The organism is Sphingomonas yabuuchiae (genome assembly GCF_014199595.1).
GTDB classification, from domain to species: domain Bacteria; phylum Pseudomonadota; class Alphaproteobacteria; order Sphingomonadales; family Sphingomonadaceae; genus Sphingomonas; species Sphingomonas yabuuchiae.
Window position 1 is genome coordinate 578,408 of the sequence record NZ_JACHNX010000001.1, and the last position, 25,597, is coordinate 604,004.

The 25,597-nt window shown below is 64.4% G+C and carries 23 protein-coding genes and 1 tRNA gene; 15 read left to right on the forward strand and 9 right to left on the reverse strand.

Annotation, left to right across the window (positions count from 1 at the left end; genetic code table 11):
• Positions 1-213: 213 nt before the first annotated feature.
• From GGQ89_RS02835 to hspQ, 4 genes are all read right to left on the reverse strand, one after another.
• The gene (locus GGQ89_RS02835; protein WP_184103868.1) at positions 214-762 is read right to left on the reverse strand and encodes a GNAT family N-acetyltransferase; all 549 of its coding nucleotides are present in this window, start codon (positions 760-762) and stop codon (positions 214-216) included.
• 180 nt (positions 763-942) lie between these two features.
• Positions 943-1,209: a 50S ribosomal protein L27 gene (rpmA, locus tag GGQ89_RS02840; RefSeq protein WP_042486007.1), complete on the reverse strand. Its 267-nt coding sequence runs from the start codon at positions 1,207-1,209 to the stop codon at positions 943-945.
• Positions 1,210-1,252: 43 nt separating this feature from the next.
• Positions 1,253-1,552 carry a 50S ribosomal protein L21 gene (gene rplU / locus GGQ89_RS02845; protein WP_007405484.1) on the reverse strand — a complete coding sequence of 100 codons (300 nt, stop codon included), beginning with the start codon at positions 1,550-1,552 and terminating at the stop codon, positions 1,253-1,255.
• A gap of 147 nt (positions 1,553-1,699) precedes the next feature.
• Entirely contained in the window at positions 1,700-2,080 is a 381-nt protein-coding gene (gene hspQ, locus GGQ89_RS02850; RefSeq protein ID WP_042486005.1) for a heat shock protein HspQ, read from the reverse strand.
• Between the two features lie 128 nt (positions 2,081-2,208).
• Here hspQ and GGQ89_RS02855 point away from each other — a divergent pair.
• A tRNA-Ser gene (locus tag GGQ89_RS02855) sits at positions 2,209-2,298 on the forward strand.
• Between the two features lie 142 nt (positions 2,299-2,440).
• The gene (locus tag GGQ89_RS02860; protein ID WP_184103870.1) at positions 2,441-2,746 is read left to right on the forward strand and encodes an Arm DNA-binding domain-containing protein; all 306 of its coding nucleotides are present in this window, start codon (positions 2,441-2,443) and stop codon (positions 2,744-2,746) included.
• 145 nt (positions 2,747-2,891) lie between these two features.
• On the opposite strand, the gene GGQ89_RS02865 is transcribed toward GGQ89_RS02860, so the two are convergent.
• The 3 genes from GGQ89_RS02865 to GGQ89_RS02875 are packed head-to-tail and all read right to left on the reverse strand — an operon-like array spanning position 2,892 to position 5,559.
• Positions 2,892-3,614 (reverse strand): phosphocholine cytidylyltransferase family protein, encoded by a 723-nt coding sequence (locus tag GGQ89_RS02865; protein ID WP_184103872.1) that lies wholly within the window; start codon positions 3,612-3,614, stop codon positions 2,892-2,894.
• Positions 3,611-4,708, reverse strand: coding sequence for an inositol-3-phosphate synthase (locus tag GGQ89_RS02870; RefSeq protein WP_184103873.1), 1,098 nt, complete (start codon positions 4,706-4,708; stop codon positions 3,611-3,613). The genes GGQ89_RS02865 and GGQ89_RS02870 overlap by 4 nt, the downstream gene beginning before the upstream one ends.
• Positions 4,708-5,559, reverse strand: coding sequence for a CDP-alcohol phosphatidyltransferase family protein (locus GGQ89_RS02875; RefSeq protein ID WP_184103875.1), 852 nt, complete (start codon positions 5,557-5,559; stop codon positions 4,708-4,710). The genes GGQ89_RS02870 and GGQ89_RS02875 overlap by 1 nt, the downstream gene beginning before the upstream one ends.
• Positions 5,560-5,905: 346 nt before the next feature.
• On the opposite strand from GGQ89_RS02875, the gene GGQ89_RS02880 reads away from it, so the two are divergent.
• Entirely contained in the window at positions 5,906-7,810 is a 1,905-nt protein-coding gene (locus GGQ89_RS02880; RefSeq protein ID WP_221238812.1) for an AI-2E family transporter, read from the forward strand.
• Positions 7,807-8,949: a YihY/virulence factor BrkB family protein gene (locus tag GGQ89_RS02885; RefSeq protein WP_184103879.1), complete on the forward strand. Its 1,143-nt coding sequence runs from the start codon at positions 7,807-7,809 to the stop codon at positions 8,947-8,949. The genes GGQ89_RS02880 and GGQ89_RS02885 overlap by 4 nt, the downstream gene beginning before the upstream one ends.
• A gap of 171 nt (positions 8,950-9,120) precedes the next feature.
• On the opposite strand, the gene GGQ89_RS02890 is transcribed toward GGQ89_RS02885, so the two are convergent.
• The gene (locus tag GGQ89_RS02890; RefSeq protein WP_184103881.1) at positions 9,121-10,752 is read right to left on the reverse strand and encodes a PAS domain-containing protein; all 1,632 of its coding nucleotides are present in this window, start codon (positions 10,750-10,752) and stop codon (positions 9,121-9,123) included.
• Between the two features lie 349 nt (positions 10,753-11,101).
• On the opposite strand from GGQ89_RS02890, the gene GGQ89_RS02895 reads away from it, so the two are divergent.
• From GGQ89_RS02895 to GGQ89_RS02930, 8 genes are all read left to right on the forward strand, one after another.
• Entirely contained in the window at positions 11,102-11,662 is a 561-nt protein-coding gene (locus tag GGQ89_RS02895; RefSeq protein ID WP_056430192.1) for a sigma-70 family RNA polymerase sigma factor, read from the forward strand.
• Complete coding sequence (locus GGQ89_RS02900) at positions 11,652-12,323, forward strand: anti-sigma factor (protein ID WP_184103883.1); 672 nt, start codon at positions 11,652-11,654, stop codon at positions 12,321-12,323. The genes GGQ89_RS02895 and GGQ89_RS02900 overlap by 11 nt, the downstream gene beginning before the upstream one ends.
• 82 nt (positions 12,324-12,405) lie before the next feature.
• A complete protein-coding gene (locus GGQ89_RS02905; protein WP_184103885.1) occupies positions 12,406-12,951 on the forward strand; it encodes a fasciclin domain-containing protein in 546 nt (181 codons plus the stop codon).
• Between the two features lie 210 nt (positions 12,952-13,161).
• The gene (locus tag GGQ89_RS02910; RefSeq protein WP_184103887.1) at positions 13,162-13,560 is read left to right on the forward strand and encodes a VOC family protein; all 399 of its coding nucleotides are present in this window, start codon (positions 13,162-13,164) and stop codon (positions 13,558-13,560) included.
• 108 nt (positions 13,561-13,668) lie between these two features.
• Positions 13,669-14,121: a hypothetical protein gene (locus GGQ89_RS02915; RefSeq protein ID WP_184103889.1), complete on the forward strand. Its 453-nt coding sequence runs from the start codon at positions 13,669-13,671 to the stop codon at positions 14,119-14,121.
• Positions 14,122-14,512: 391 nt separating this feature from the next.
• Positions 14,513-14,674, forward strand: coding sequence for a hypothetical protein (locus GGQ89_RS02920; protein ID WP_168371483.1), 162 nt, complete (start codon positions 14,513-14,515; stop codon positions 14,672-14,674).
• A 366-nt stretch (positions 14,675-15,040) separates the two neighbouring features.
• Positions 15,041-16,669, forward strand: a complete 1,629-nt coding sequence (locus GGQ89_RS02925; protein WP_184103891.1) for a hypothetical protein — start codon at positions 15,041-15,043, stop codon at positions 16,667-16,669.
• Positions 16,670-16,781: 112 nt separating this feature from the next.
• Positions 16,782-19,622, forward strand: coding sequence for a TonB-dependent receptor domain-containing protein (locus GGQ89_RS02930; protein WP_184103893.1), 2,841 nt, complete (start codon positions 16,782-16,784; stop codon positions 19,620-19,622).
• A gap of 145 nt (positions 19,623-19,767) precedes the next feature.
• On the opposite strand, the gene GGQ89_RS02935 is transcribed toward GGQ89_RS02930, so the two are convergent.
• Positions 19,768-20,439, reverse strand: a complete 672-nt coding sequence (locus tag GGQ89_RS02935; RefSeq protein WP_184103895.1) for a prolyl hydroxylase family protein — start codon at positions 20,437-20,439, stop codon at positions 19,768-19,770.
• Positions 20,440-20,557: 118 nt separating this feature from the next.
• Here GGQ89_RS02935 and GGQ89_RS02940 point away from each other — a divergent pair, with 118 nt between their 5' ends.
• The 3 genes from GGQ89_RS02940 (at position 20,558) to gspE (ending at position 25,216) form a co-directional block, all read left to right on the forward strand.
• On the forward strand, positions 20,558-21,400 hold the full coding sequence (locus GGQ89_RS02940; RefSeq protein WP_184103897.1) for a type II secretion system protein N: 843 nt from the start codon (positions 20,558-20,560) through the stop codon (positions 21,398-21,400).
• Entirely contained in the window at positions 21,397-23,619 is a 2,223-nt protein-coding gene (gene gspD, locus GGQ89_RS02945) for a type II secretion system secretin GspD (protein ID WP_184103899.1), read from the forward strand. Before GGQ89_RS02940 ends, gspD begins: the two co-directional genes overlap by 4 nt.
• A gap of 121 nt (positions 23,620-23,740) precedes the next feature.
• On the forward strand, positions 23,741-25,216 hold the full coding sequence (gene gspE / locus GGQ89_RS02950) for a type II secretion system ATPase GspE (protein WP_380772724.1): 1,476 nt from the start codon (positions 23,741-23,743) through the stop codon (positions 25,214-25,216).
• Positions 25,217-25,597: the final 381 nt, after the last annotated feature.

Consider the following 25,597-nt stretch of genomic DNA (forward strand, 5'->3'; position numbering starts at 1 on the left):
GGGAGTTGTCGAGCATGATTGTTCGCTGTGCGCCTCGCACAAGCGTGGCTGTCATCTGCACACCCCGGACGCCGATCCTTGGACCGTGTAAAGCAGGCCGCTCGAACCATGCCGCCATCTCATGGCGACGCCGCGCTGGCGGACAGCGACTTGGTTATCCCGGCTCCGCCCGAATCCCTCCCTTCAGGAGCGGGGATTCGGGCAACGCGTCATTCAGGCTGCGAGCGGCATCGCGGGATTTCGCTCGTCTTCCAGGTCCAGCGCATAATGGAGACTGGGCGACAGCGTGTCGCGCCCGGCCGAGGCGCGGGCCATGCGGTGTCCAGTGGGACGGAAGCCGAGCTTTGTCAGTACCCGGCCCGATGCGGGGTTGTCGGCGAAGTGCCACGCCCCGAGTCGCGCGATGGGCAGGGCATGGCGCGCCATGGCGATGACCGCATGACCTGCCTCGGTCGCATAGCCGCGACCCCAGGCCGCCGGTGTCAGCCAATAGCCGAGTTCATGGCCGGTATCGCCCGCGATGATCGCGATCCCGCCGATCAATTCGGGCGCGCCGCCACGATCGAGCGCGGTGATCAGGAATTGCGGTTCGGTCGGGCCGCAGGGCCGGGCCAGCCACTGTTCGGCATCGCCGATGGTATAGGGATAGGGAACGCGCGCCGCCATGCGGGCGACGGCTTCATGGCCGATGGCCTGGGTCAGGGCGGCGGCATCTTCCGGCCAGGCTGGCCGTAACAACAATCTTGGGGTCCGCGCGAACATCACTCGACAACTCCTCGTCGCGTCGGGCGCTTGCCACACGCCCATGACGGGACGGCGACATTGGCCCAAACGGTGGAGGGAGCATGAAAAAAGGGAGCCGGGGTGACCCGTCTCCCTTTTTTGCTGGTTCCTGCGCGGAACCCGGGTCACCCTGGTGGGCAACTCGGCGCGGTTGCCCGATTATTCGGCCGCTGCGGCCAGTTCGACCGAGCAGAATTTACGGCCGAGCTTGCCTTCGTGGAACGCGACGCGGCCATCGACGAGCGCGAACAGGGTATGGTCCTTGCCCATGCCCACGTTGCGACCCGGATAGAACTTCGTCCCGCGCTGACGCACGAGGATGTTGCCGGCGATGGCTTCCTGGCCACCGAACTTCTTCACGCCAAGGCGACGGCCAGCCGAATCACGACCGTTACGCGACGAACCGCCTGCTTTCTTATGTGCCATTGCGAACTACTCCTGGATTTCGTTGGGGTGGCGCGGCTGAAATTCAGGCGCCGACCGACACGATCTTCAGGATCGTGTGCTGCTGACGATGGCCGTTGCGACGACGATAGTTGTGGCGACGGCGCTTCTTGAAGACGATGACCTTGTCGGCCTTCGCCTGAGCGATGATCTCGGCGGCAACGGTGATGCCGTCGACGGCCTTCAGCTCCGAGCCTTCGCCCGCCAGCAGAACGTCACCCAGCGTCACCGACGCGCCGGCTTCGCCCTCGATCTTTTCGACGACGATCTTATCTCCGGCGGCGACGCGATACTGCTTGCCGCCCGTGCGCACGACTGCGAACATGGCTGTTATCACTTCCCAAATACATGGCTCCCGCGCGGGAATGCCCGTCGGGAAAGAACGGCCAGCTAGGCAAAGGTGGCCGGATTGTCAACCGGGGATTCGCATTTTCGGGCCACGAACCGGCCCCGCCAGCACGCCCGAAAGGCCTTAGTGCCGGTGTTCGCGCTTCAGCAGATAGCGGCCATCGGCATAGCCCGTGAACAGGCCCGCAATGGCGGGGTGCTCGATCGGTTCGTCGCTGTCGTCGTGCAGCAGGTTCTGCTGGCTGACATAGGCGACATAGCTCGATTCGGCATTCTCGGCGAGCAGGTGATAGAAGGGCTGGTCCTTGGCCGGACGAATCTGTTCGGGGATCGCGTCATACCATTCGTCGCTATTGGCGAAGACGGGGTCGACGTCGAAGATGACGCCGCGAATATCGAACATGCGATGCCGCACGACATCCCCGATCGCGAACCGCGCGGTTGCGATCATCGGAGCCTCCACGTCCAGGCGCGAGGTGAGGGGGAGGGTGTCGGTCAGGTCCATGCCCCATGATTTAATGTCTTTGTCGCGCCGCACAAGTTTAGGCGCTTGCAATGCGCAAAAAGCTGATCTAACAGCGCGCCTCCAATCGATCAGCCCCGGCGGTTTCCCACCGCCCGGATCGTCCTCGCGGAGAGGTGGCAGAGTGGTCGAATGCACCGCACTCGAAATGCGGCGTACCGGCAACGGTACCGAGGGTTCGAATCCCTCCCTCTCCGCCATTGACGCCCCCTCAGGGGCTCGCAAAAATTCTCTCAGATCCGCTATAAAAAGCCAAGAGACCACCGGCTTTTCGCTCCGCTGAATTCCATGTGATCCGATGCCATTCCGCGAAATGTGTGGGGTAATGTGGAGCGTCGTGCGATGGGGAAGCTCACCGCAACCAAGGTCCGGGCACTGAGCGAACCGGGGCAATATTCCGATGGCGAAGGCCTGTTTTCCGAACGGAACGGCCAGGAGTCGGGCCGCTGGCTGCTTCGAGTGCAATCTGGAGGCTGGCGCAGGGATATCGGCTTGGGCTCGTTGCAAGCCGTTTCGCTTGCTGATGCCCGAGAGGCAGCGCTCCTGATCCGGAAGAAGATCGCGCAAGGCATCGACCCCGTCGCGGAGCGGAAGCAGGAGCGACAGGTCATTCCGACGCTCCGAAAACGCCCCCTGACCGCTGCATGATAAGAGCCACCAACTTTGCGGTTGGATAGACAATTTCAGCTTTGATGCTTGGGGCGAGCTATCCGAATGCCCTGCGCTCGCGCTTCCTTTGTCCGTTCGTCACATCCCGGATGCGGCGGGCGGCTTAGCGCTATTCGCGCCGATTTTAGGCGTCGCCTTTGCTGCCACGACTTGTGGTGAGCCATGTTTCCGCGATGCGCCATGCCCGTTCGTCGTCCACATCGATCCATCCAAGATCGCTGCAATCGCGGATGCCGGCAGCCTGGTCGGATGCCAGGCACCGCATTCCTTCGGTCAGAGAGGGTTTTTCCAGTCCGCGGAGTGCGTCGAACAGACCTTTGCCGACAGTGAAGACGCCCGTATCGAAGCAATCATATACCGCGAGGCCCTTGCCAATGCTGGTCAAGCGGTCGCCATCCGTCTGAACGCACGTCACATCGTCCAGATCGATCCAATCGTGATCGATCCGACGGTCGATTCCGAGCGACGCACCGCCCCCCGTATCGGCGTGGATCATTCGCCGATAGAATTCCGGTTCGACCAAATGGTCGCACATCGCAAGGATCGCTTCCTCACCGTGCAGCAGGGGCTCCGCTGCGAGCAACGACGAGCCGTTGGGATAGCGATGATCTTTTACCCGTACTGTTTCGACTATGATCGGCCAGTCTTCCGCCGCGACATAGGCTTCGATCGTCTCTGCTTCATAGCCGACGACCACGACCGTTCTGGCCAGCCCCGCCTGCGCCATGCCAAATACGGCATGGGCAAGCAGTGTCCGCCCGCCCACGCGGCAGAGCGGCTTGAGTGGGGCGACAGCGCGAAGGCGGGAGCCTTCGCCTGCCGCGAGAACAATACCGGTTTCGATCATTCCGCCGCTACGGCAATGAATTCGTCAACCGCCTGCGCCGCAAGGTCATCGGTCATCTGAATACGCGGATGCTTGCAGAAATACGCCGAGGCCGCGTCGATCGGCCCCGCCAAGCCGCGATCCTTTGCCAGCTTGGCGCACCGGATCATATCGATGGCGACGCCCGCACTGTTCGGGCTGTCCTCGACGGACAGGCGCAACTCCAGGTTCATCGGCACACCGCCGAACATCGTCCCTTCCATCCGCAGGAAGCAGATCTTGTTGTCATTTTGCCAAGGCACATAGTCGGACGGGCCGATATGAACATTGTCGTCGTCCAGCCGCTCCGCAGCGACCGACTGCACCGCCTCGGTCTTCGAGATTTTCTTCGAGGCAAGGCGGCGATGATTGGACATGTTGAGGAAGTCGGTGTTGCCGCCGGTATTAAGCTGGTAGGTCCGCTCCAGCTTGACGCCGCGCTTGGCGAATAGATCGGTGAGCACGCGGTGAACGATGGTGGCGCCGAGCTGCGCCTTGATGTCGTCGCCGATGATCGGGACACCAGCCTTGGTGAAGCGGTCCGCCCATATGGGGTCACTGGCGATGAATACGGGAATGTTGTTCACAAACGCCACACCCGCCTCGAGCGCGCATTCGGCGTAGAACTCACTGGCGGCCTGCGAACCCACCGGCAGATAGTTCATCAGCACATCGGTCTTGGTCTCGCGCAGGGCAGCGACCACTTCCGCTTTGGACGCCTCCTTTTCGTGCGCGAGCAGGAATGTCCGATGGTCGTCATAATCCGACATATGTTCGGCGACGCCGTCAAGAACATGCCCCATCTGCACCTTGGTCCCTGTGGAAGGCACGGTTTCGCAAAAGACGGTGGTGCAATTGGGCTTGGCGAAGATTGCCTCTGCTACGTCCTTGCCGACTTTTCGTTGGTCAATATCCCAAGCTGCAACGACTTGGATATCGGTCGGCTTATACCCGCCCAAGTCCCAGTGCATGAGACCGACCGTTTCGTTTGCACCCTCGCGATAATAGGAAAGCCCCTGCACGAGAGAGCTGGCGCAGTTGCCTACCCCGACAATGGCAATATTAATGGCCGGCATTACCTTTTGCTTCCTTCTATATCTGGGAAATAATTTTCCGGCACTGTGAGGCGATTTTCGACGGTGCGATGCTGGAAAAGTCCAAGGATGAGGATGATGTTCAGTGGGATAAGCTCAAACCACCAGAACAGGCGTGGATTACCAAAAAGACAGGCAAGGAAAATGGCATAGACCCGCACATTGGCGGACAACAGACTCATCAGCCGCATGGGCCTGACGGCCAGGGTGGCATAGGTCGCCGCGAGCTCAGAGGGAGCTTGGTGCTGCCCCAGCGCGTGGTCGAACCGCGCCGCCACGCGATCCAATAATCCCCAGCAATGATCATAAAGTTGGACAAGCGGATTGCGGCTCGGTGCATGGCTGACGATCTTTGCCACCGCATCCCGGCGCCGGTGAAAGCGGGCTCGCTCGCTTTCGTACATATTGGATTGGACCATATGTGCGATGCCTGCGGCGACCGCCAAGGCCCAAGCTTCCAACGTGCCGATGGAGAAGGCCAGCGAGACATAGATCAGGACGAAAACGCCATGGTCGCACAACCCATCCAGCGCGCGTCCGAGCGGACTGGCTGTGCCTGTGGCCCGCGCGATCATCCCATCCATCCCGTCGGCGACAAGCCAGCAGACGGACAGCAGCAGGCCGACAACGGCAAAAGGCCATATTGCCCACTGGCTGTAGGCCAGCGCGGCCGATGTGCCCAAAGCCAGCCCGGCCAGCGAAACGGCGTTGGCGGAGATTCCACGCTTGATGAACCAGGGCACAAGAAATCGTGCCGCTGGATGAATAACCCAGAGATTTGTCGGATCTTCTATCCGACGGTCCCGTGACGTGTCAGGGATGGTAAATGTCATTAAATCGTAATGTATGAGCTTAGGTGCCTGACTTGCAAGCGATTTGCAACGAGCCCGTCACGCGTCCGATCAGGCCGGTCGTTGGGGCAGGCTGGGGTTGGCGGTCAGCTCTGCGGTACAAAGGCGGGCCCGACGGATGGCGCCGTCCTGCCGTCCCTAGCGGAACAAGCAGCGGCCGGTCTGCGATCGATGAAAGCCCGCTTGCCGGGGGCGGTTGGGGACCTCCAACCGTAATCGGGTCTTCACGCCGTGTCAGGGGCAGAGATAAAGATGTCGTTTTTCCAGGCCCGATTGACGATCTCGCGGACCGAACCATGCCAGCGTGAGTTTGCCCATTCCGAAGGGAATGCAAATGGGAATCGGGACGGGGAAGGCGGTAGAGGCAAGCGGCGTCGCCGCGGCAAAGGTGCCAAGCAGGGACGGATTGTTCGGCCTCGCGGTCGCCGTGGTGGTGGTCGCTGGGCTATTCCTTGCGAAAGGCGTCCTGGTTCCCATCACCCTGGCGATCCTGTTGTCTTTCGTTCTGTCGCCGATCGTCCTGTTGCTGCGTCGTTTGCGGGTGCCGAAGGGTTTCGCGATTTTCGTGGCTGTGCTGAGTGCCTTGGGGGCGCTGGGCGGGATCGGCACGTTGGTCGGTACCCAGGCCGCGTCACTGGCCGACAAGGCACCGAGCTATGTCGCGACAATTCAGACCAAGATCGATGGCGCTAGCGGGTATCTGACGAAGCGCCTCCCGTTCCTGCGCCCGACGACCACCCCGGCGGTGGCGGCCGCCGATCCGAATGTCCAGCGCGGGACCAAAAGCCATCCCGTGAACGTCCGTGTCGTCGAAGAGCAGACGCCGGTCCTGGAGGAGGTCGGTGCCTATCTGAGCCCGGTGATGGCGCCGTTCGAGACGTTCGTGATCGTGCTCGTCGTTGCCGTCTTCATCCTCATGCAGAAGGAAGACTTGCGCGATCGCCTGATCCGATTGTTCGGCTCGTCTGATCTGCATCGTACAACAGCGGCAATGGATGAGGCCGGGGCACGCCTGAGCCGCTACTTCCTCTCGCAGCTTGCCGTGAATGCCAGCTTCGGCCTGACGGTGGGCATCGGCCTGTGGCTGATCGGCCTGCCTGTACCGGCGCTGTGGGGCATCTTGGCCGGCGTATTGCGCTTCGTGCCCTATATCGGGGCATTGCTGGGCGCGGCGCTTCCCTTGGCTGTGGCGGCCGGTGGGGACCCAGGCTGGTCTACTATGCTCATGGTCGCGGCGCTGTTCCTGACGCTCGAACCGCTGATCGGCTATGTCATCGAACCGCTGCTTTACGGCCACTCTACTGGCCTGTCGCCGTTGTCGGTCGTGTTGGCAGCCGTGTTCTGGACCTGGATTTGGGGACCGGTTGGTCTCGTGCTGTCAATGCCGCTCACCTTGTTGCTGGTCGTGCTGGGCCGACACATTCCAAGCCTTGAGTTTCTGGACGTGCTGCTCGGCGATCGTCCAGCGCTTACACCGGTCGAGCGTTTCTATCAGCGCATGCTCGCAGAAGACCCCGACGAGGCGCTGGAGCAGGCGGAGAGCCAGCTCACGACCCGCTCGCTTACGGCCTATTATGACGAGGTCGCACTGGCGGCTCTGAAAATGGCGGCCGCGGACGTCGAACGTGGTGCGATCACGCGCGATCGCGCCACGAGGGTCGTCGATTCGATGCTCGTGCTAGTCGACGAACTCCAGCAGCAGGACGATACCGCCGCCCCTCCCAAGACGGGTGGCGGCCTGCTCACCCCGCTGCCCAACAGCGATGCGGGGTTTCAAGAGACGGCACCGCCCATGCTCCCCCGTGCGCCGGCAGCATGGCACGCCGACGGGAGCATCCTGTGCATCGCCGGCCGCGGCGTCCTCGACGATGCGGTCACGGCTATGCTCGAGCAATTGCTCGCCAAGCGCGGCTTTGGCGTCAACCGCGTTTCGCACGAAGCGGGGTCCCGGGCCAATGTCGACCGGCTCGATGCCTCGCAAGCACGCTTGGTCTGCATCTCTTACCTGGAGATCGGCGGATCCCCCTCTCACCTCCGCTATCTGGTCCGTCGGATCCGATCGCGGGCGGGCAACGTCCCAATCCTCGTCGGCCTTTGGCCGGAAGGCGAGGCGGCGTTGACCGATGAGGAGATTCAACGAACCTTGGGTGCAGATTTGTATGTCGGTAGCCTCGGCGCGGCGGTGGAAGCGTGTCTTGATCATGCCGGCAGCCATCTGGAGCAGGCAGCATGACCGCGCCGAAAGCACGCGCTGGCCGGGGCGCGCGGTCGCCATTGGAAGTGCCGGCGAACGGATGGCTCGCGATCGCGCAACGCACTTGGAAGGAAATGGACGAGGACAATATCGGTATCATCGCAGCCGGCATCGCCTTCTATGTCTTCGCCGCGATCGTTCCGACGCTAGGCGCGGTCGTCCTGAGCTACGGGCTGTTCGCCGACGCGGAGACGGTGCGGCAAAATGTCGAGGCGGTCTTTGCGTCACTGCCACGTGATGCCGCCTCGATCATCACCGATCAGCTGCTGACGGTGTCCGATAGTGCGAAGGACAAGCAGGGCATCGGCTTGATCATCGCGTTGGCCTTGGCTTGGTACGGGGCGACGAAAGGTTCGTCTGCGATCATAACGGGCCTAAACGTCGCCTATGATACGGAAGAAACCCGCGGTTTTGTCCGGATTAACCTGCTCCGTCTCGGGATTGTCGCGGGGGGCGTACTGATGATTTTCCTCGCGGTCGGAACGACCACGCTGCTCGCATTCCTCGGGGGCTTGGTCCCTGACGCGCCGGGAGTGATGCTGGTGATAATCCGGATCGCGGGGTATCTTGTGCTCGCCTTGCTCGTCGTCACGGCGTCTGCGGTGCTCTTCCGCTACGGTCCCGACAATCGCCAACCTCGCTGGGTCTGGCTGTCCCCAGGCTCGATCGGCGCGACGCTGCTATGGTTGGCCGGGACTGCGGCCTTCGGCTTCTACGTATCGCGTTTCGGTAATTACGGGGCGACGTACGGGTCGCTAAGCGCCGTGATCGTAACGCTCACATGGCTCTGGCTGACCGCCTATGTCTTTCTGTTAGGTGCCGAACTGAACGCAGAGCTCGAACGACAGGTCGAGGGCGAGCCTGTTGCGGGCCAGTTCGGGAACGATGACCGTACCGACTTCTCGTCCAATCGCGCGAGCCTCGCGACGCCAAAGGACGGAGGCTTTGGAGCGGTTAAGCCAGGCAGCATTTCTGTTGCCCCCCGGGAGGGCCGGAAGGAGGCGCTTGTGGGGTCCGGTATGCAAGGCAAGACCGGATTGCTTGCGTTGGCTGTCGTAGCAGTTGCCGCATTTGCGACCGGGCGGCGAGGGGGCCGCACGGTGGCAGGCCGTCATTAGATCATGGGGTTGACGGTAGCGCATACCGTCATCTCTTTTTCTGCGATCGGCCTATTCCATCCAATGCGCGACGATATGCGCCGGTGAGTGCTTTAGGTCGGCACAAAGTTACGTCTAAGCATCTGCTCAGGGGTCCGTTTTTCATTCAACGTGTTGGATTGATGCCGCAGGCTAATCCCCGCCGGACGCGCTGCCGCGGTTGAGCGCCTGACGAACACGGTCGAGCAGGTCGCTTCGTCGGTACGGCTTTCCGAGAACGTCTAGGCCAGCGCGCATCGGTCCTTCGGCCACGAGCTCCTCATTATATCCCGTCGTCATCAGAACTGGTAGATTTGGTGCGCGTCGTGCGACCTCTCCAGCCAAAACGATCCCGTTGATGCCGCCCGGCATGATCAGATCGGTGAATAACAGGTCCAGCGTCCCGGACGGCATCCCCTCAAATAGTTCGAGCGCAGCCTCACCGGTTTCGGCGGTCGATACACGGTAGCCCACACCCTCGAGGATCTCGCGTGCCAGCGCGAGCACCTCGGCGCTGTCTTCGACGATGAGAATATGAGCACCGGAACGGGCGTCGTCCGTATGAGCCGAAATGGTCGCGTGCTTTGTGCCGGGATTGTCCGGCTGATCTCCGGTTGCCGACGGGAACAGCATCCGTATCGTCGTCCCCTTACCAGGGGTGCTGTCGATCTCTAGCCGTCCCCGAGACTGCTGAACGAAGCCGGAGGCCATGGCGAGGCCTAGACCGGTACCTTTACCGGTTCCCTTCGTCGTGAAAAAGGGCTCGGTCGCGCGATCCGCCACATGCTGCGGCATGCCCTGACCCTGGTCGCGGATCTCGACGACGACATAATCGCCTGGCGAGAGTTCACGGGCGGCGGCATCACCGTCGAGTTGCAGCTTGCTGGTGACGATGTCGATTAGTCCACCGTTCGGCATGGCGTCGCGAGCATTGATCGCGATGTTCAGCACCGCCATTTCGAATTGCTCGGGATCGAGGACGGCCCGTGGTAGGCCGCGCCGCAGCGTCAACTGCAGTTCGGCTTGCTTGCCGAGCGAACTCTCTAGGACATCGCAGAAGCCGTTGATGGTGGCGTTGATGTCGACCGGTCGCGGATCGAGGCGGGTCTTTCGGGCGAATGCCAGCAGTTGTCCCGTCAGCTTGGCACCTTTCTCGGCCGCCGTCCGGGCGCTTTGAATGTAGCGACACAGGCGATCATCTTCAGCGCGTGCGGCAGCCAGCTCCAAGTTACCGTTCACGACCTGAAGGAGGTTGTTGAAATCATGTGCAAGCCCGGCAGTCAGCTGGCCTACGGCCTCCATCTTTTGCGTTTGCAGCAGCGTCCTGTCGCTTTCCCGGCGGCGGGTAACGTCGATCTGACTGGCAAAGAAGTAAAGCAGCTTGCCGGAGGCGTCGTGGATGGGGCCAATGAACACCGCATTCCAGAACGGGGTGCCGTCGCGCTTGTAGTTGAGCAGTTCGAGCGCGATGGACTCCTGGGCTTCGATCGCGTCCCTCAACTTAGCGACTTCGCTGCGGTCAGTCTGCGCGCCTTGCAGGAAGCGGCAGTTGCGGCCCACTACCTCCTCCTTCTCGTACAAAGTGAGGTCGAGAAAGGCGTTGTTCGCGAAGACGATCGGGTTGTCGTCCTGGTGCGGGTCCGTGATAACCATCGGCATACGCGTCATTTCGATGGCCGCAAAGAAGACGTTGCCGCGGTCGTCGAGGCCGGGGCGGGTTATGGTGGCTTCCTGCCAGTGATGCACGCCAGAGGTTTCGATCGGCTCACGCGCGCCGACGTCCATGCTACCGTCCGCAGGCGTGCCGGCACTTTGACCCTTGCCCTCCCCGTTTGCCTCATTGGCTAGATCGTCTCGGCCCACCACCTGCTCCCACCTCTGTCCTTCGATCCGGAAACAATCCGAAGGCAAGTTAGGGTCCCTGGCGACGGACTGTAGCAGAGCGGAGGTCGGCCTGCGCTCCCAATCGCGAGTGGTTAGCCTTTCCTACCCTTCGAACGAAATGGTAACGAAGGCGTAGGCTGCGACCGGTCGACCACCGCGCCGCGCATGATCGGCGAGCGGCACGGTATCCTCGATCCGAACCACGCGGTTGCTTGTGGATGAGCGCTTGGGTATCCCGTCTGCGGTGACGATGAACCAACCTGACGCTCGGCAGGAGCTTGTCAAAGCCCTGGTCGCAACCGGGCGCGAGGATCGTGCCGCTTTCCGCGAACTTTATGCCCTCACGTCCGCGAAGCTTTTCGGCATCTGCCTTCGTATATGTCGCGAGCGGCAAGCGGCGGAGGACGTTCTGCAAGAGGTCTACGCCATCATCTGGCGACGTGCCGGTGCCTATGAGCCGGGGCAGACCAGTCCGTTCGCCTGGCTTGCCACGATCGCCCGCAATCGCGCGATCGATTATCACCGGGCCCTCGGTCGGCGCCCGACCGCGCCGTTGGACAACGTCGCCGAGCCCGTCGCCCCAAATCGTCTGGCACTCGAGAACATGCTGCTCGACGAGGAGGAGCGCAAACTGCACGGCTGTATGGATCGCCTGAGTGAAACGCAGCGCGACGCCATTCGAACGGCCTTTTTCGAAGGGATCACCTATGCCGGGCTCGCCGATGTCCTCGGGGTTCCGACGAGTACCATAAAGAGCCGGATCCGGCGCGGCCTCGAACGGCTCAAGGAGTGTCTCGACGATGACATCTGACGAGACCGATCTGACCGCGGCCGAACTGGCGCTTGAGGTGCTCGACGGCGACGAGCGGAGCGCTGCGTTGCGTCGGATGCTGGACGATCCGGCCTTTGCACGGGATGTCGCCCTGTGGCGACGGCATCTGGCCGCCTTGTATCTCGAGGTCGAGCCGGTTGCGCCAAGCGCCGATCTGGGACGCCGGATCCTGGCGGTCGGCGACAATGACAATCACCGTACCGGACCTTGGCGGGCGATCGCGGGCATCGCCGGTCTGGCGGCTGCGATCCTGCTGACGGTCGTCGTAACCCGTCCCGATACGCCAACGGTCGTACCGAATGCCAGCAAGCCTGCTCCCTTGCTCTTTGCCGTCCTCGCGCCCGAGCGTGCCGCGCCGATCACGATATTCTTCGATCCTGCCACCCGCACCTTGAAGCTGCGCGACGCGCCGTCCGTGAAGAGCGGGCAGGATGCACAGCTATGGGCGATCGGGGGTGACGGGGTTCCCCGCGCAGCGGGCCTGCTGCCTCGTGGAGGCGGGCCTGCCCTGAAGATCGCTCCGCAGGTCGCGGTCGTTCCCGGGACCACATTGGCGATATCGATCGAGCCGCTCGGGGGATCGCCGAAGTCGACACCGACGGGGCCGGTGGTGGCTGCCGGGAAGCTGGCCGAAATTTAAGGGATCGCGCCGCGTCGCTGCGTCCAACGGGCTGTTGGCGTCGTAATCCGAAAGCCGCGCTCCATGCGGCTGGAGAGATCTGATGACCCTGATGATCCGTGGTGCGATGATGGCTGTCGCGCTCAGCGTCGGCGCCGCCGCTGCCCCGCGCAACCCGATGGTCGGCGGTGCGGCGATGTACCCGACGAAGACGATCGTGGAGAACGCCTCGCAGTCGAAGGACCATACCACCCTGGTCGCCGCGGTGAAGGCGGCCGGCCTCGTCGACACGCTTTCCGGCCCGGGCTCTTTCACCGTCTTCGCGCCGACCAACGCGGCATTCGCAAAACTGCCCACTGGCACCGTCGACACCCTGGTGCAGCCCGAGAACAAGGATAAGTTGACGTCGATCCTCACCTATCACGTCATACCCGGCCGGATCACCGCAAAGGATATTGCCGCCAAGGCAAAGGCGAATGGCGGGACGGCGACCTACACCACCGTTCAGGGCGAGCCGATCATGCTCAAGAAGGCGATGGGCGGCTGGGCCATCATGGACGGCAAGGGCGATACCGGCCGCATCACCACTGCCGATGTCATGCAGTCGAACGGCGTCGTGCATGTCATCGACACGGTCATGATGCCATAAGGGCGGCAGATCATTCCCATGGGTGGGGCAGCACATGGTCGCCCCACCCATGCGACGGAGGGGCAGCCTGTCGCGCCTACTCGGAGGCGCGAATTGGCCCTCATCGCTTATGCGCTCGAACGACGGCGTGGGTGAAGGTGCTGGTCAATCTTGCGCGCATGGACCAACATTTTCGTCGCAGGCCACTGGCATACCGGTAGGAGACGATACGTGCTGTTTCACACGATGATTGGTTCGAACGACATTGAACGGTCGAAGCGCTTTTACGATACCGTGCTGGGAACGCTCGGCATTGGGGAGCCGATGCGGAACGTGGCCGATAGCGGCCACATCCGACTGATCTATCGGGGCGAGAGCGGAACCGCCTTCATCGTCACGCAGCCGGTCAATGACGAACCGGCGACCGTTTCAAACGGCAGCACGGTCGCCTTCCAGTGCGATTCTCCCGAGCAGGTCAGGCAATTCCACGACGTCGCCGTGGCAGCCGGGGGTACGTCGATCGAAGCGCCGCCCGGTCCTCGTCATACGGCATCCATGGGAACGATCGAACTGGCCTATGTGCGCGATCCGGACGGCAACAAGCTTTGCGGCATTCACTTTCCGGGATGACCGATAGGGCGTCGGGCTTGCCACGAATGTCGACGGCAAGCCCATGTCCCACCAGACCTTCCCTTTCCTCAGGCAAGGAAACCGCCATGACACATGGAAACATGCCCGATGTTTTCTAATCGACATTTCAACTTGCAGCGCGTGGGATTCGCCAGGCTGGTCGAAGACCATATTCTTATCGAGTCGAGCATATCGGCCCTGCTGGACGATCTGAGGGACGAGGCCGCATCCCCCCACGAACTATCGGTTCAGCTTGACGCCCTGGCCGTCATCATCCGCAAGCATCTGCGTGAAGAGTCCGACGTCATTCAGAATATACGCCTGGAAACATTACCCGATACATGGCGAGCGACCTGGATCGAAGGTGAGGCCGCTCTCCTGCAGCTGAAGGTCGATTGGAGTAATTTCCTCGATCACTGGACCGAATGCCGTATTGCCAACGATATGCCGGGGTTTTCGGATGCTGCGAGTGCGATCCTGGCCCGATTGAGCGATCGCGTCAAAACCGAAACCCAATGCTTTTACAAAACGGCCTTGTCCACAGGCGGTATCGAATACTAATTCTGAATTTCTTGAATACGGTTTTATTCCGCCGATCATCGACGAAGCCATCCTTTCCCCGTGCTTGTTTTCAGCGGGGTTGGCGACCATCGGCTGTGACATGGTCGATGACAGAATCGTGCAGCTATCACGTTCGCTGATCGCTACCGGTCATAGCGGGTGGCGACGCGGTGCCGGTCCCCGGCCTTCGCCGGGATAGGGTCTTGAGGCGGCCGAACATGATCCCGATGCGGCTGCGGCGCCGGTAGCCTACCAATCTCCATCGACGCCCCAGACCAGGCTCGGCTTCGTCCTGAGTCGTACACGGGCGACCCGTACCGTGCTGAAGACAAGGGATGTTCCGGAACGCGCATACCGCGTCGCGCATTGGTTCTCTCATAGGAGAGCAACCATGGCCGACCCGATCAAACCGACGACCGAGACCCGCGATCCCAATCTGTCGACCGAGCATCAGCGCGACGGCGATGCCCGCCGTCCCAGCGATACGCTCGACCGCGGCCAGCCTAGTACCGAGGGGCAGGATGCGCCGAAGCGGAAATCCTCGCTGACCTGATTCTTCGGCAAGGGGCAAAGGGACGCCCCGTTCATTCCGTAGTGACACAGTGCCTGAACGGGGCGCCGAGGACGTGCGGAAGCTCGACCTCTCAGGCCCAGTAACGTGCTTTGGTGACAAAAGCTGCGCCTTCCTTTGCGCCGAGCAAAATAAAGCGGCCGGGAAGGGGTGTGGCAACCTGTTGGACGGCTGCCGATGTCACGAAAGTGACTCATATCTGTCACGGAAGTTTCTCTCAAACTGCATCTTCGCGTCATGAGACGCGCCTAACGCCCGGGCCGGGATCGACAGGGGGACTTGTCTTGAGTCGGTCATCGGGCGGCGTTCGCCCGGCTTAGCAACGATAAGATCGGGAGTTTTTCGGCGATGAGCAGCTTCAAGCGCTTCGGCCTCATTCTCATGACCAGCTCGGCCTGTGCGGCCCTTTCCGCATGCGGCGGAGCCGACAGCGTGGCCTCGCCCGGCGCGGGCGAAATCGTGATCGTCCAGCCGACGCCGACGCCCGCCCCGTCGCCGACCCCGACGCCGACCGCGAACATCACCGCCGCGCAGTTCGCCGCCGTGACCAAGGTCAACGACTTGACGATCACGGCCGACGAGCAGCTGGCGATCGTGAACGCCGGGTCCAACAACAACGTCAACGGCACCGGCGGCGGGCTGAACGGCATCTATCCGACGAGCAGCACCTCGCTGGTGACCGCGACCGACCCGTCGACGCTGAACAGCTTCTTCACCTCGACCAACTATGTCGGCGCGCTCAACGGTCCGTCGGACACCGCATTCCAGGGCTGGACCTGCAACTCGACCTCGGCCGAGTTCGGCGGCTCGGGCGCACGCTGCACCGCGGTGCCCTCGATCGGCACCTATGCCGCGGCGACCTCGGTCTGCCCGACCGGCACCACCGATGACGGCACCAACAGCTCGTCCTCGCCGACGCTGCGTTACTGCCGCCTGCCGCAGAACATCACCGCCGACCTGACGCTGCCGAAGATCGCCGGTGTCGTATACCGCCTGCGCGGCCAGACCGAAGTCGGCACCGATCTGGGTTCGACCGGCGGCACCGGCGTCACGCTGACCATCGCGCCGGGCGTCGTGGTCGCGGCGGACTCGTCGGAGGCGACCAACGACCTGCTGCTCGTCAATCGCGGCTCGAAGATTTCGGCGGTCGGCACGCGCGATGCGCCGATCATCTTCACCTCGCAGCAGAATCTGGCGAACAACGGCGTGTCCGACGCAAGCCAGGGCCAGTGGGGCGGCATCATCCTGCTCGGCCGCGCGCCGACCGCCGTCTGCGCCACCGGCACCGGCCCGAACAACGCATCGGGTTCGTCGACCACCTGCCAGCTGGCGATCGAGGGCGTGACCGGCCGCTTCTATGGCGGTGCGAACCAGGCCGACTCGTCGGGTCAGATGTCCTATGTCCAGATCCGCTATTCGGGCATCGCCATCTCGGACGGCAACGAGCTGCAGGGCCTGACCTTGGGCGGCACCGGTTCGGGCACGGTCCTGGATCATATCCAGAGCCACAACTCGGCCGATGACGGCATCGAGATCTTCGGCGGCACGTCGAACCTGAAGTACATCGCGATCACCGGCGCGGACGATGACGGCTTCGACATCGACAATGGCTATCGCGGCTTCATGCAGTTCCTGATCGCGGCGCAGCGGACCATCGGCGCGACCGCCGACAGCTTCTCGACCGAGATCGACTCGAACAATGCCGAGGACCTGCTGCCGCGCACCTTCGGCCGTTACGCCAACTTCACCTTCGTTCAGACCGCGCTCGCGCCTGCCGCGATCCGTCTGCGCGGCGGTGCCGACATGACCTTCATCAACGGCATCGTGAAGGCGCCGTCGAACGTGGCCTGCATCAACCTGATCGCGGGTGAGGGTTCGGGCTCGGGCCGCACCACGATCCGCGCTGCCGACTCCTCGCTGCAGGATGTCGGGCCGCCGGTCTTCACCTCGGTCTATTTCAGCTGCAACGGCCGCTAAGGCCCCGCTGACCATGCGTCCGGCATCGTTCGGACGCTCTCGGCAGGCCGGGGTGGCGATCATCGCCGCCCCGGCTTTCCTCCATGAAAATCTGATACGGGATGACCCGGCCATGCAGCGACGCCTCGCTTATGCCTCCCTCCTTCTGCTGACCTCGCAACTCGTCGCGCCCGCTCTCCTGGCGCAGACGGCGGGCGGGGCGACGCCAGCTCCGGCGCAGACCAGCACCACCGCGACCAGCCCGGACGGGCAGGCCACCCCGCAGAGCCAGACGCCCACGGGCCAGGACGGTCAGGCGGCGGAAGAGCCGGTCGAAATCTCCGCCCCCGGCATGGACTCCACGGCGGGCAACGAGATCGTCGTCGTCGGCCGCAACATCCCCAACACGATCCGCGCCACGCCGCAGATCGTCTCGGTCCTGTCGGCCGCCGACATCGCGCGCACGGGCGAGGGTGACATTGCGGGCGCGCTGACCCGCGTGACCGGCCTGTCGGTCGTGGGCGGCGGCTTCGTCTATGTCCGGGGTCTGGGCGACCGTTACTCCTCGTCGCTGCTCAACGGCTCGCCCTTGCCCAGCCCCGAGCCGCTGCGCCGTTCGGTCCCGCTGGACATCTTCCCGACCACCATCGTCGGCTCGGCGCTGGTCCAGAAGACCTATTCGGTGAACTATCCGGGCGAGTTCGGCGGCGGCGTCATCAACCTGACGACCAAGGCGATCCCGGCCAAGAACTTCATCTCGGGCGGCTTCACCGTCGCGGCCGACGATGCGACGACCAGCGAGCTGGGTTATACCTATGCGGGCGGCGATGCCGACTGGCTGGGCTTCGACGACGGCACGCGCGGCGTGCCGCAGTTCGTGCGCGACGTGCAGGCGGGCAAGGGCTCGGGCATCGTTCCCGCCGCGCAGGTGGCGGGCCTGTCCAACGCCTCGACCACCCTGCTCCAGCGCAACAATCAGCTGCCCGCCAATCTGTCGGGCGAGCTGTCGGCGGGCTCGGTGTTCGACATCGGCAGCGATCGTCTGGGCGTGATCTCGTCGCTCTCGCTCTCCAACACCTTCCGCACCCGCTCGGCGATCCAGCAGGACTCGGTGTCGGCGGACGGCACGATCCGCAACGATTTCCGCACGCTGCTGACCGACAACCGCATCGTCGCCAATGCGCTGGTCGGCCTGGGCTATGAGTTCGGCGACAACACGGTGCGCTGGACCAACGTCTATATCCACGACACGCTGAAGCAGGCGCGCGGCTCGGCGGCCGAGGTCTACAACAATGCCAGCGGTCTGCGCTTCCAGCAGAACACCAACTGGTTCGAGCGTCAGCTGATCGAAAGCCAGCTGGTCGGTGAGTTCAAGCTGACCGACGCGCTGAAGTTCGACGCGCGCGGCGCCTTTGCCAACTCGAAGCGCAACGCGCCCTATGAGCGTCAGTTCGACTATCTCTGCTCGAACCGCACCACCACGGGCCTGCCGATCAGCTATGACGGCGGCAACGGCGCGGGCGGGTTCCAGTGCAACGGCGCCTATCAGGTGACGCAGCGCTTCACCCCCTTCGCCTCGATCATCTTCTCGGAACTGAACGAGAATCTATATACGGGCCAGGCGGACCTCTCCTACAAGATCGACGGCGATCGCCCGATCACGTTGAGCACCGGCTATTTCTACCAGGGCACGGACCGCTATTCGAGCCGTATCCAGTTCAACTACCAGACCAGCGACGGTGCGGGCACCGCGCCGGGCTTCCCGTACAATCTGTACCGCCCCGACTATCTGCTGAGCCCGGGCGTCATCAACAATGCCTGTCCGTTGCGTGGGCAGGGGGCATGTACCCTCCAGCTGCAATTCTCGACCCAGGCCGGTGCCTATGCGTACGACGCCAAGCTGAACGTCCATGCCGGTTACGTCCAGGCCGAGGCGGAAGTCGCCAATGGCCTGCGCGCCGTGGCGGGTGTCCGTTATGAAACGGCGGTCGAGACGGTGACGCCGGTGCAGAGCGCGACGACGCGGTTGAAGAACGATTACTTCCTCCCCGCCGGCACGCTGACCTGGAATTTCGCCGCCGACATGCAGCTTCGCGCGAGCGGTGCGAAGACGATCTCGCGCCCGCAGTTCCGCGAATTGGCGCCGCAGCAGTTCCGCGACCCGGACTCGGACCGCCTGTTCTTCGGTAACCCGAACCTGCGCGACAGCGAGCTGTGGAACCTCGAGGCACGCTACGAATGGTTCTACGCGCGCGACCAGCGCTTCACGCTGGCGGGCTTCTACAAGCGGATCAAGAACCCGATCGAGCAGGTCGGCTTCTACACCGGCGCGGACGACCGGTTGCAGACGGGCTTCACCTATCTGCCTTCGGCGACGCTCTATGGCGCGGAAGTCGAGTTGCAGAAGTACGTGCCGCTGGCCGGGATCGGCGGCGACTTCTTCGCCACGCGCCGCCTCGTCGCCATCGCGAACTACACCTACACCAAGTCTCAGATCAACGCGGACGCCTCCTGCGTGCCCAACCCGGCGGCGGCGCAAGGCTCGCCGGGTCTGGCGGGCTGTGCCTCGGGCTTCGGCCCGGCGCGGCTGCTGTTCCGCGACGGCGCGTCGCTGACCGGCCAGTCGGACCATCTGGTCAATCTGCAGCTGGGTATGGAGGACACCGCCGCGCTGTCGCAGATCACGTTGCTGTTCAACTATGCCAGCAATCGCGTGACCAATCGCGGACCGTCGAACCTGTCGGGCAACGGCTTCCAGCCGGACATCGTCGAAGTGCCGGGCATCCGCCTCGACCTCGTGGCGCGCCAGGGCTTCGAGCTGATGGGCGGCAAGTTCGAACTGAAGGCCGAGGCCCGCAACCTGACCCGCACGCGGTATAACGAGCGGCAGGACTTCGGGAATGGCCGGTTCGTCTATCTGAACCGCTATAATCTGGGCCGCATATTCTCGCTGGGGATCAGCACGACCTTCTGATCCTTTTTGCGGGATGGCGTAAGGGGCCGTCGTCCGGGTGATCCGGGCGGCGGCCTTTTCGTTTGGGGAGAGGGTGGGGCGTTGGCTTCGACTTCGCTCAGCCCGAACGGATGTCGGGAAAGGGGGCAGGGCCGGGAGGAGATCGTCACCCCCGCCACGGCAACTCCCGATACCATTTGGTGATGACGTACTTCACCCCCGCCCGCACCTTCATCGCCTGGTGCAGGGTCGCGGCATTGGTCGAGCCGTCCGTGCGCCGGTTGCTCCAGGCGACCATCTTGCCGGGTTCGGGCTGGATCATCTTGTCCACCACCTTGAACCGCGTCGCGCCGCCCGCCTCCGGCGTGTTCAGGTACAGCATCACCGTCCAGGTCCGGTTGCCCGACAGCGCGCAATAGCGGTGATAGTCCAGGCCTTTGGGCTCGAAATAATCGGTATGCTGCTTGAATTCCTGGCCGGCGGCATAGCGTTGCCCCTGGATCGGCTCGCCATATTCGCCCGACAGGCCGGTCAGCATCGCGATGCGGCGTTCGGTGTCGATCACCGCCGGATCGTCGGCGGGCAAATCGCCCGTCTCGCTGGTGCGATAGGCATGGTCGCCATTGGCGTCGGCGATGGTCGATGGGCGGCGCACCGCGTCGATTCGCGCGATCAGCGCCGCGCACAGTTCGGGCGGCAGCACGTCGCGCTTCACGAACAGGGTCAGCTTGGGACTGGGCAGCCGCTGGACACCCGGTGTCGCGGCCAGCCGCGCGACGATCGGGGTCGGATCCAGGCCATTGCCCAGCCTGGGCACGTCATCGGTCAAGGCTTGCATCCGGCTCTCCCATCCTGTCCCTCATGTGAAACCGATATGACCAACATGTTTCAGGGCTTTGACGCCGTGCTGTAACATGCCATGCCTAGAGCCCGAAAATGCGTACGGGGTGGGTTTCATGCGGTTGAGGCTCGACGCGCGCGGACGTCGCTGGTTGCGACGCCTGCCGGTCGTGAATGTCTATTCGGTGGCCGAACTGGCGCTGATGGCGGTTCTCGCCGTTCAGGGCGCGCGGCTGCTATGGGTGATCGTCACCCCCGTCTCGCCGCTGGGCGAGTGGCGGCCGCTGGCGCCCGCCATTGCGGGTTCCCCTGCCGCCATCCTCGAAGGCTTCGACCCGTTCTTCCGCTTGCAGGGGCAGCAGGCCGCGCCCGCCGCCGTCACCACGCTGCAACTGACGCTGTTCGGCACCCGGCTGGACGAGGCATCGGGGCGCGGCTCGGCGATCCTGGCCGGGCCCGACGGGGTGCAGCGCTCGGTGTCGGTCGGCGAGGAGATCCAGCCCGGCGTCACGCTGAAGGCGGTGGCCTTCGACCATATCACCATCGATCGCGGCGGTGCGACCGAGGATCTGTATCTCGACCAGTCCGATGCGCCGCCCGCCGCCGCCGGAGCACCCACCCCGGCCGCGCCGTCCGTGCAAGCGCCCGGATCGGTGCCCCCGGCGGGCGGCGTGGCGATCGCGCAGTTGCGCAGCGACATCGGCTTCATCCCCCGGCTCGACGGCGGGCGCGTCTCGGGCCTGGTCGTCCGGCCGCAGGGCTCGGGCGCGGCGTTCCGTGCAGCGGGCCTGCGCGAGGGCGATATCGTCACCGCGCTCGGCGGGCGTCCGGTGACGGGGCCGGGCGATCTTGACCGTCTGGCGGCGGATTTCGCACAGGGCGGTTCTCTTTCCATCACGGTCGAGCGGGGCGATCAGACGCTGCCGCTCTCCCTTCAGATTGCGGCACCACGGCCATGAAGAAGCTCGTCCTCGGTTCGGTTCTGGCGCTTGCACTGGCGGCGGGCGCTCACGCCCAGACCACGCTCAACGTCCGCGACGCCGATATCCGCGCGTTCATCGCCGATGCCGCCAAGGTGACGGGGCGGACCTTCATCATCGACAGCCGGGTCAACGGCAAGGTGACGGTCGTGACCGACCGGCCGCTGTCCCGGTCCGAATATTTCGAGATTTTCCTGTCGACCCTGCGCTCCAACGGGCTGGTCGCGGTGCCGACCTCGGGCGGGGCGTTCCGGGTGCAGCCGGTGGATAACGCCGCGTCGCAGCCGAGCCGGATCGGGTCGGCGGGCGCGAACCGCAATTCCTATGTCACCGAGATCATCCGCCTGCGCGCGATCGACGCGAACAGCGCGCTGGAGACGGTGCGTCCGCTGGTCAGCGCGCAAGGGTCGGTGACGGCGAACCGCGGGGGCAACAGCCTGGTCGTGGTCGACTTTGCCGACAATATCCGCCGTATCCGCGAGGTCGTGCGCCGGATCGACGCCGACAACGCCTCGACCCGCGTGATCGCGCTGCGCAATGCGGGCGCGCGAGAGATCGCGACGGCGCTCCAGACGCTGGCTGGCGGCGGTGGCGGCGGGCAGGGCGGTGCGCCCGCGCAAGGGGCGACCGGCGTGTCGGTGGTCGCCATCGACAGCTCCAATTCGATCGCGCTGCGCGGCGATCCGTCGAGCGTGGCGCGCTTCGCCCAGATCGCCATCGACCTGGACAACAAGGCGAAGAGCGGCACCGAAATCCGCGTCGTCTTCCTCGAAAACGCGGACGCCGAGCAGCTTTTGCCCGTGCTCCAGCAGCTGGTCGGACAGCAACCCGACCCGGTGCAGGAAACCACCCTGTCGCGCGGCAGCTTCACCCAGACCAACAGCCAGTCCGGTTCGGCGGCGGGCACCTCGATCGCGCAGCGTATCCAGCCGGTCGCCCAGCCCCAGGCGGCAGGCGCGCCGGGTGCCGGCGGCCAGAACGGCCAGCCGCCCGCGATCAGCACCCAAGGCGGCCGCACGGCGGCGGTCGTGACCCGCTTCACCGGCGCGAACGCCATCGTGATCGCCGGACCCGCCGACATCCAGCGCCAGATCGGCGAGGTCATCCGCCAGCTCGACGTGCGCCGCGAACAGGTGCTGATCGAGGCGATCGTCGCCGAAGTCTCCGACCAGACCGCGCGGCGGCTGGGTGCGCAGTTCCTGCTCGGCAGCCTGTCGGGCGGGGCCTTCGCCGCCTCGACCTATGGCAACACCGCGCCCAACATCCTGCAGATCGCAGGGGCGGTGGGCGCAAATACGATCGGCGGCACGACGACGACCGTCGTCGCCCCCGATGGCACCCGCACCACGACCAATGTCCCCAACCAGGCCTATAGCCAGCTCACCCAGTCGGCGGTGCAGTCGATCCTGGGCACGACGGGTGGCTTTGCGGGCTGGGGTGGCAAGATCGGTGACACGGTGTTCGGCGCGATCATCAACGCGGTGAAGAGCGACACGACCTCCAACCTGCTCCAGGTCCCGCACATCATCACGCTGGACAACCAGCAGGCACACAGCCTGGTCGGTCAGGAAATCCCGATCACGACCGGCCAGGCACTGTCACCCAATTTCGACAATGCCTTCCGTACGGTGCAGCGTCAGAATGTCGGCATCCAGCTGGACGTGAAGCCACAGGTCAATGCGGGCGGCTCGCTGAAGCTCTATGTCCGCCTCGAAGTCAGCTCGATCGCTGGGCCGGTGTCGAGCAACAATAGCGAGTTGATCCTCAACAAGCGCGCGTTCGAAAATGTCTTTACCCCCGATGACGGCCAGATCACGGTCATCGGCGGTCTGCTCGACGATAACGAGCGTCGCACGATTGAGAAAATTCCTTTCCTGGGCGACATTCCCGGCCTGGGCGCGCTCTTCCGGTCCAAGGCGCGCAGCCGGTCGAAGACGAACCTGATGGTCTTCATCCGTCCGACGATCCTGCGCACGCCCGAGGACAGCCGCCGCGTCACCGAGCAGCGTTACGGCTATCTCCGCCAGCTTCAGGGCTATGCCCAGCCCGGCGTCGAGCCCTCGATCGACGAGCTGGTCCGCGATTACATGAACGCCGCGCCGCCGATCCCGCACGCACCGATGCCCGGCAATATCGAGGACCCGCGCATCGCGGTCCCCGTCGCCAAGTCGGTCGAACCGATCAAGCGCCGTGACTGACGACGCGCAGCCCCTCCCCACGGGCGACACCGTCCCCCTGCCGCTGGGCACGCCCCTCCCGCAGGTGGATGGGGATGGGGGAGGGCCACCCGCTCTCCCGCTCCCGACACCCGACGAAGCGCTGGAGCTGGTCGCCCCGCTGACCATTCCTTACGCCTTCGCGCGCAAGTTCGGCACGGTCGTCCACACCGCCGACCCGCTGACCATCGCCCTTCGCGAAGGCGCGGACCCGCGCGCGCTGATCGAGCTGCGCCGCCATATCGGCCGTCCCTTCGCCATCGCGCGCGTGGAAGGCCCCGCCTTCGACCGGCTGTTGTCGGATGCCTATGCGATGGACGGACAGGCGACCGCCATCGCGGCGGTGGGCATGGGCGACGAGCTGGACATGCTGGCCGACGGCATTCCGACCGCCGAGGATCTCCTCGACACCGCCGACGACGCGCCCGCGATCCGGCTGATCAACGGCATCATCGCCGACGCCGCGCGCAACGGCGTGTCGGACATTCATATCGAGCCGTACGAGACCGGCCTCGTCGTCCGGATGCGCATCGACGGCGTGCTGCGTGAGACGCTGCGCATGCCGCCGCACGTCGCCCCCGTGGTGGTCAGCCGCATCAAGGTCATGGCCCGGCTCGACATCGCCGAGCGGCGGGTGCCGCAGGACGGGCGCATGGCGCTGACCTTGGGCGGCAAGCTGCTCGACGTGCGCGTCTCGACGCTGCCCAGTCGCGCGGGGGAACGCGTGGTGCTGCGTATCCTCGACAAGGAGAATGCGGGGATCGACCTCGACGCGCTGGGCATGAACCCGGCGATGTACGCGCTGCTGCGCGAGGCGCTGAGCGAACCCAACGGCATCATCCTTGTCACCGGGCCGACCGGCTCGGGCAAGACGACCAGCCTCTATGCGGCGCTGCGCCTGCTGAACGATGGCAGCCGCAACATCCTGACCGTCGAGGACCCGGTCGAATATGCGGTCGAGGGCGTGGGCCAGACCCAGGTCAACGCCAAGGTCGGCCTGACCTTCGCGGCGGGCCTGCGCGCGATCCTGCGCCAGGACCCGGACGTGGTGATGGTCGGCGAAATCCGCGACCGTGAGACGGCCGAGATCGCGGTGCAGGCCTCGCTCACCGGCCACCTCGTGCTGTCGACCGTCCACACCAACGACGCAGTCGGGGCGATCACCCGGATGCGGGACATGAAGGTCGAGCCGTTCCTGCTCGCCTCCACTTTGCGCGCCGTGATCGCGCAGCGGCTGGTGCGGCGGCTGTGCCCGGCGTGCAGGCGCCCGGTCGAGGCGAAGGAAACCGTCGCGCCGCTGCTCGGCATCGATGCCCATGCCACCGTGTACGAGGCGGTCGGCTGTGCGCAATGCAACGGCAGCGGTTACAAGGGCCGGACCGGCGTCTATGAAGCGGTGCGCGTCGACGACACCATCCGGCGGTTGATCAACGAAGGCGGCGACGAACAGGCGATCGCCGCGCACGCCTTTGCCAGGCAACAGCCGTTGGCGGCGGTGGCGCGGACGCTGGTGCTGGACGGTGTGACCACGGCGGAGGAAGCCATCCGCGTATCCCGCCGCGACTCCGACGCGGGGTGAGGGGGATGGTCGTATTCCCATCTTCAGCCGCCACCCCGGCGAAGGCCGGGGTCCAGTCGTCATGCCGTTTGTGGTTGGGAACGGACGGCGGCTCAAAGCTCTTGGGTTCACGCGGAGACGCGGAGACGCGGAGAGATAATGAGTTCGCGCAGAGGCGCAGAGGACGCAGAGACGTCGTACCCGCCGCGCCAGCGGCCCTCTTGCCTCTGCCGGTTATAGATGCAGTGCGCTGCCGCGCACGAGACACCTCTGCGCCCTCCGCGCCTCTGCGCGAACATCTCTTTCTTCTCCGCGTCTCCGCGTCTTCGCATGAAATAGAATGGCGATCCTGCATGCCTCGAAGCCACTGGGCCCCCGCCTTCGCGGGGGAACAGGGGTGTG

Excerpts from the sequence above, each read along its gene's own strand:
- GGQ89_RS02835 (WP_184103868.1), bottom strand. The coding sequence starts at position 762 with ATGTTCGCGCGGACCCCAAGATTGTTGTTACGGCCAGCCTGGCCGGAA.
- rpmA (WP_042486007.1), bottom strand. The coding sequence starts at position 1,209 with ATGGCACATAAGAAAGCAGGCGGTTCGTCGCGTAACGGTCGTGATTCG.
- rplU (WP_007405484.1), bottom strand. The coding sequence starts at position 1,552 with ATGTTCGCAGTCGTGCGCACGGGCGGCAAGCAGTATCGCGTCGCCGCC.
- hspQ (WP_042486005.1), bottom strand. The coding sequence starts at position 2,080 with ATGGACCTGACCGACACCCTCCCCCTCACCTCGCGCCTGGACGTGGAG.
- GGQ89_RS02860 (WP_184103870.1), top strand. The coding sequence starts at position 2,441 with ATGGGGAAGCTCACCGCAACCAAGGTCCGGGCACTGAGCGAACCGGGG.
- GGQ89_RS02865 (WP_184103872.1), bottom strand. The coding sequence starts at position 3,614 with ATGATCGAAACCGGTATTGTTCTCGCGGCAGGCGAAGGCTCCCGCCTT.
- GGQ89_RS02870 (WP_184103873.1), bottom strand. The coding sequence starts at position 4,708 with ATGCCGGCCATTAATATTGCCATTGTCGGGGTAGGCAACTGCGCCAGC.
- GGQ89_RS02875 (WP_184103875.1), bottom strand. The coding sequence starts at position 5,559 with ATGACATTTACCATCCCTGACACGTCACGGGACCGTCGGATAGAAGAT.
- GGQ89_RS02880 (WP_221238812.1), top strand. The coding sequence starts at position 5,906 with ATGCAAATGGGAATCGGGACGGGGAAGGCGGTAGAGGCAAGCGGCGTC.
- GGQ89_RS02885 (WP_184103879.1), top strand. The coding sequence starts at position 7,807 with ATGACCGCGCCGAAAGCACGCGCTGGCCGGGGCGCGCGGTCGCCATTG.
- GGQ89_RS02890 (WP_184103881.1), bottom strand. The coding sequence starts at position 10,752 with ATGGACGTCGGCGCGCGTGAGCCGATCGAAACCTCTGGCGTGCATCAC.
- GGQ89_RS02895 (WP_056430192.1), top strand. The coding sequence starts at position 11,102 with ATGAACCAACCTGACGCTCGGCAGGAGCTTGTCAAAGCCCTGGTCGCA.
- GGQ89_RS02900 (WP_184103883.1), top strand. The coding sequence starts at position 11,652 with ATGACATCTGACGAGACCGATCTGACCGCGGCCGAACTGGCGCTTGAG.
- GGQ89_RS02905 (WP_184103885.1), top strand. The coding sequence starts at position 12,406 with ATGACCCTGATGATCCGTGGTGCGATGATGGCTGTCGCGCTCAGCGTC.
- GGQ89_RS02915 (WP_184103889.1), top strand. The coding sequence starts at position 13,669 with ATGTTTTCTAATCGACATTTCAACTTGCAGCGCGTGGGATTCGCCAGG.
- GGQ89_RS02920 (WP_168371483.1), top strand. The coding sequence starts at position 14,513 with ATGGCCGACCCGATCAAACCGACGACCGAGACCCGCGATCCCAATCTG.
- GGQ89_RS02925 (WP_184103891.1), top strand. The coding sequence starts at position 15,041 with ATGAGCAGCTTCAAGCGCTTCGGCCTCATTCTCATGACCAGCTCGGCC.
- GGQ89_RS02930 (WP_184103893.1), top strand. The coding sequence starts at position 16,782 with ATGCAGCGACGCCTCGCTTATGCCTCCCTCCTTCTGCTGACCTCGCAA.
- GGQ89_RS02935 (WP_184103895.1), bottom strand. The coding sequence starts at position 20,439 with ATGCAAGCCTTGACCGATGACGTGCCCAGGCTGGGCAATGGCCTGGAT.
- GGQ89_RS02940 (WP_184103897.1), top strand. The coding sequence starts at position 20,558 with ATGCGGTTGAGGCTCGACGCGCGCGGACGTCGCTGGTTGCGACGCCTG.
- gspD (WP_184103899.1), top strand. The coding sequence starts at position 21,397 with ATGAAGAAGCTCGTCCTCGGTTCGGTTCTGGCGCTTGCACTGGCGGCG.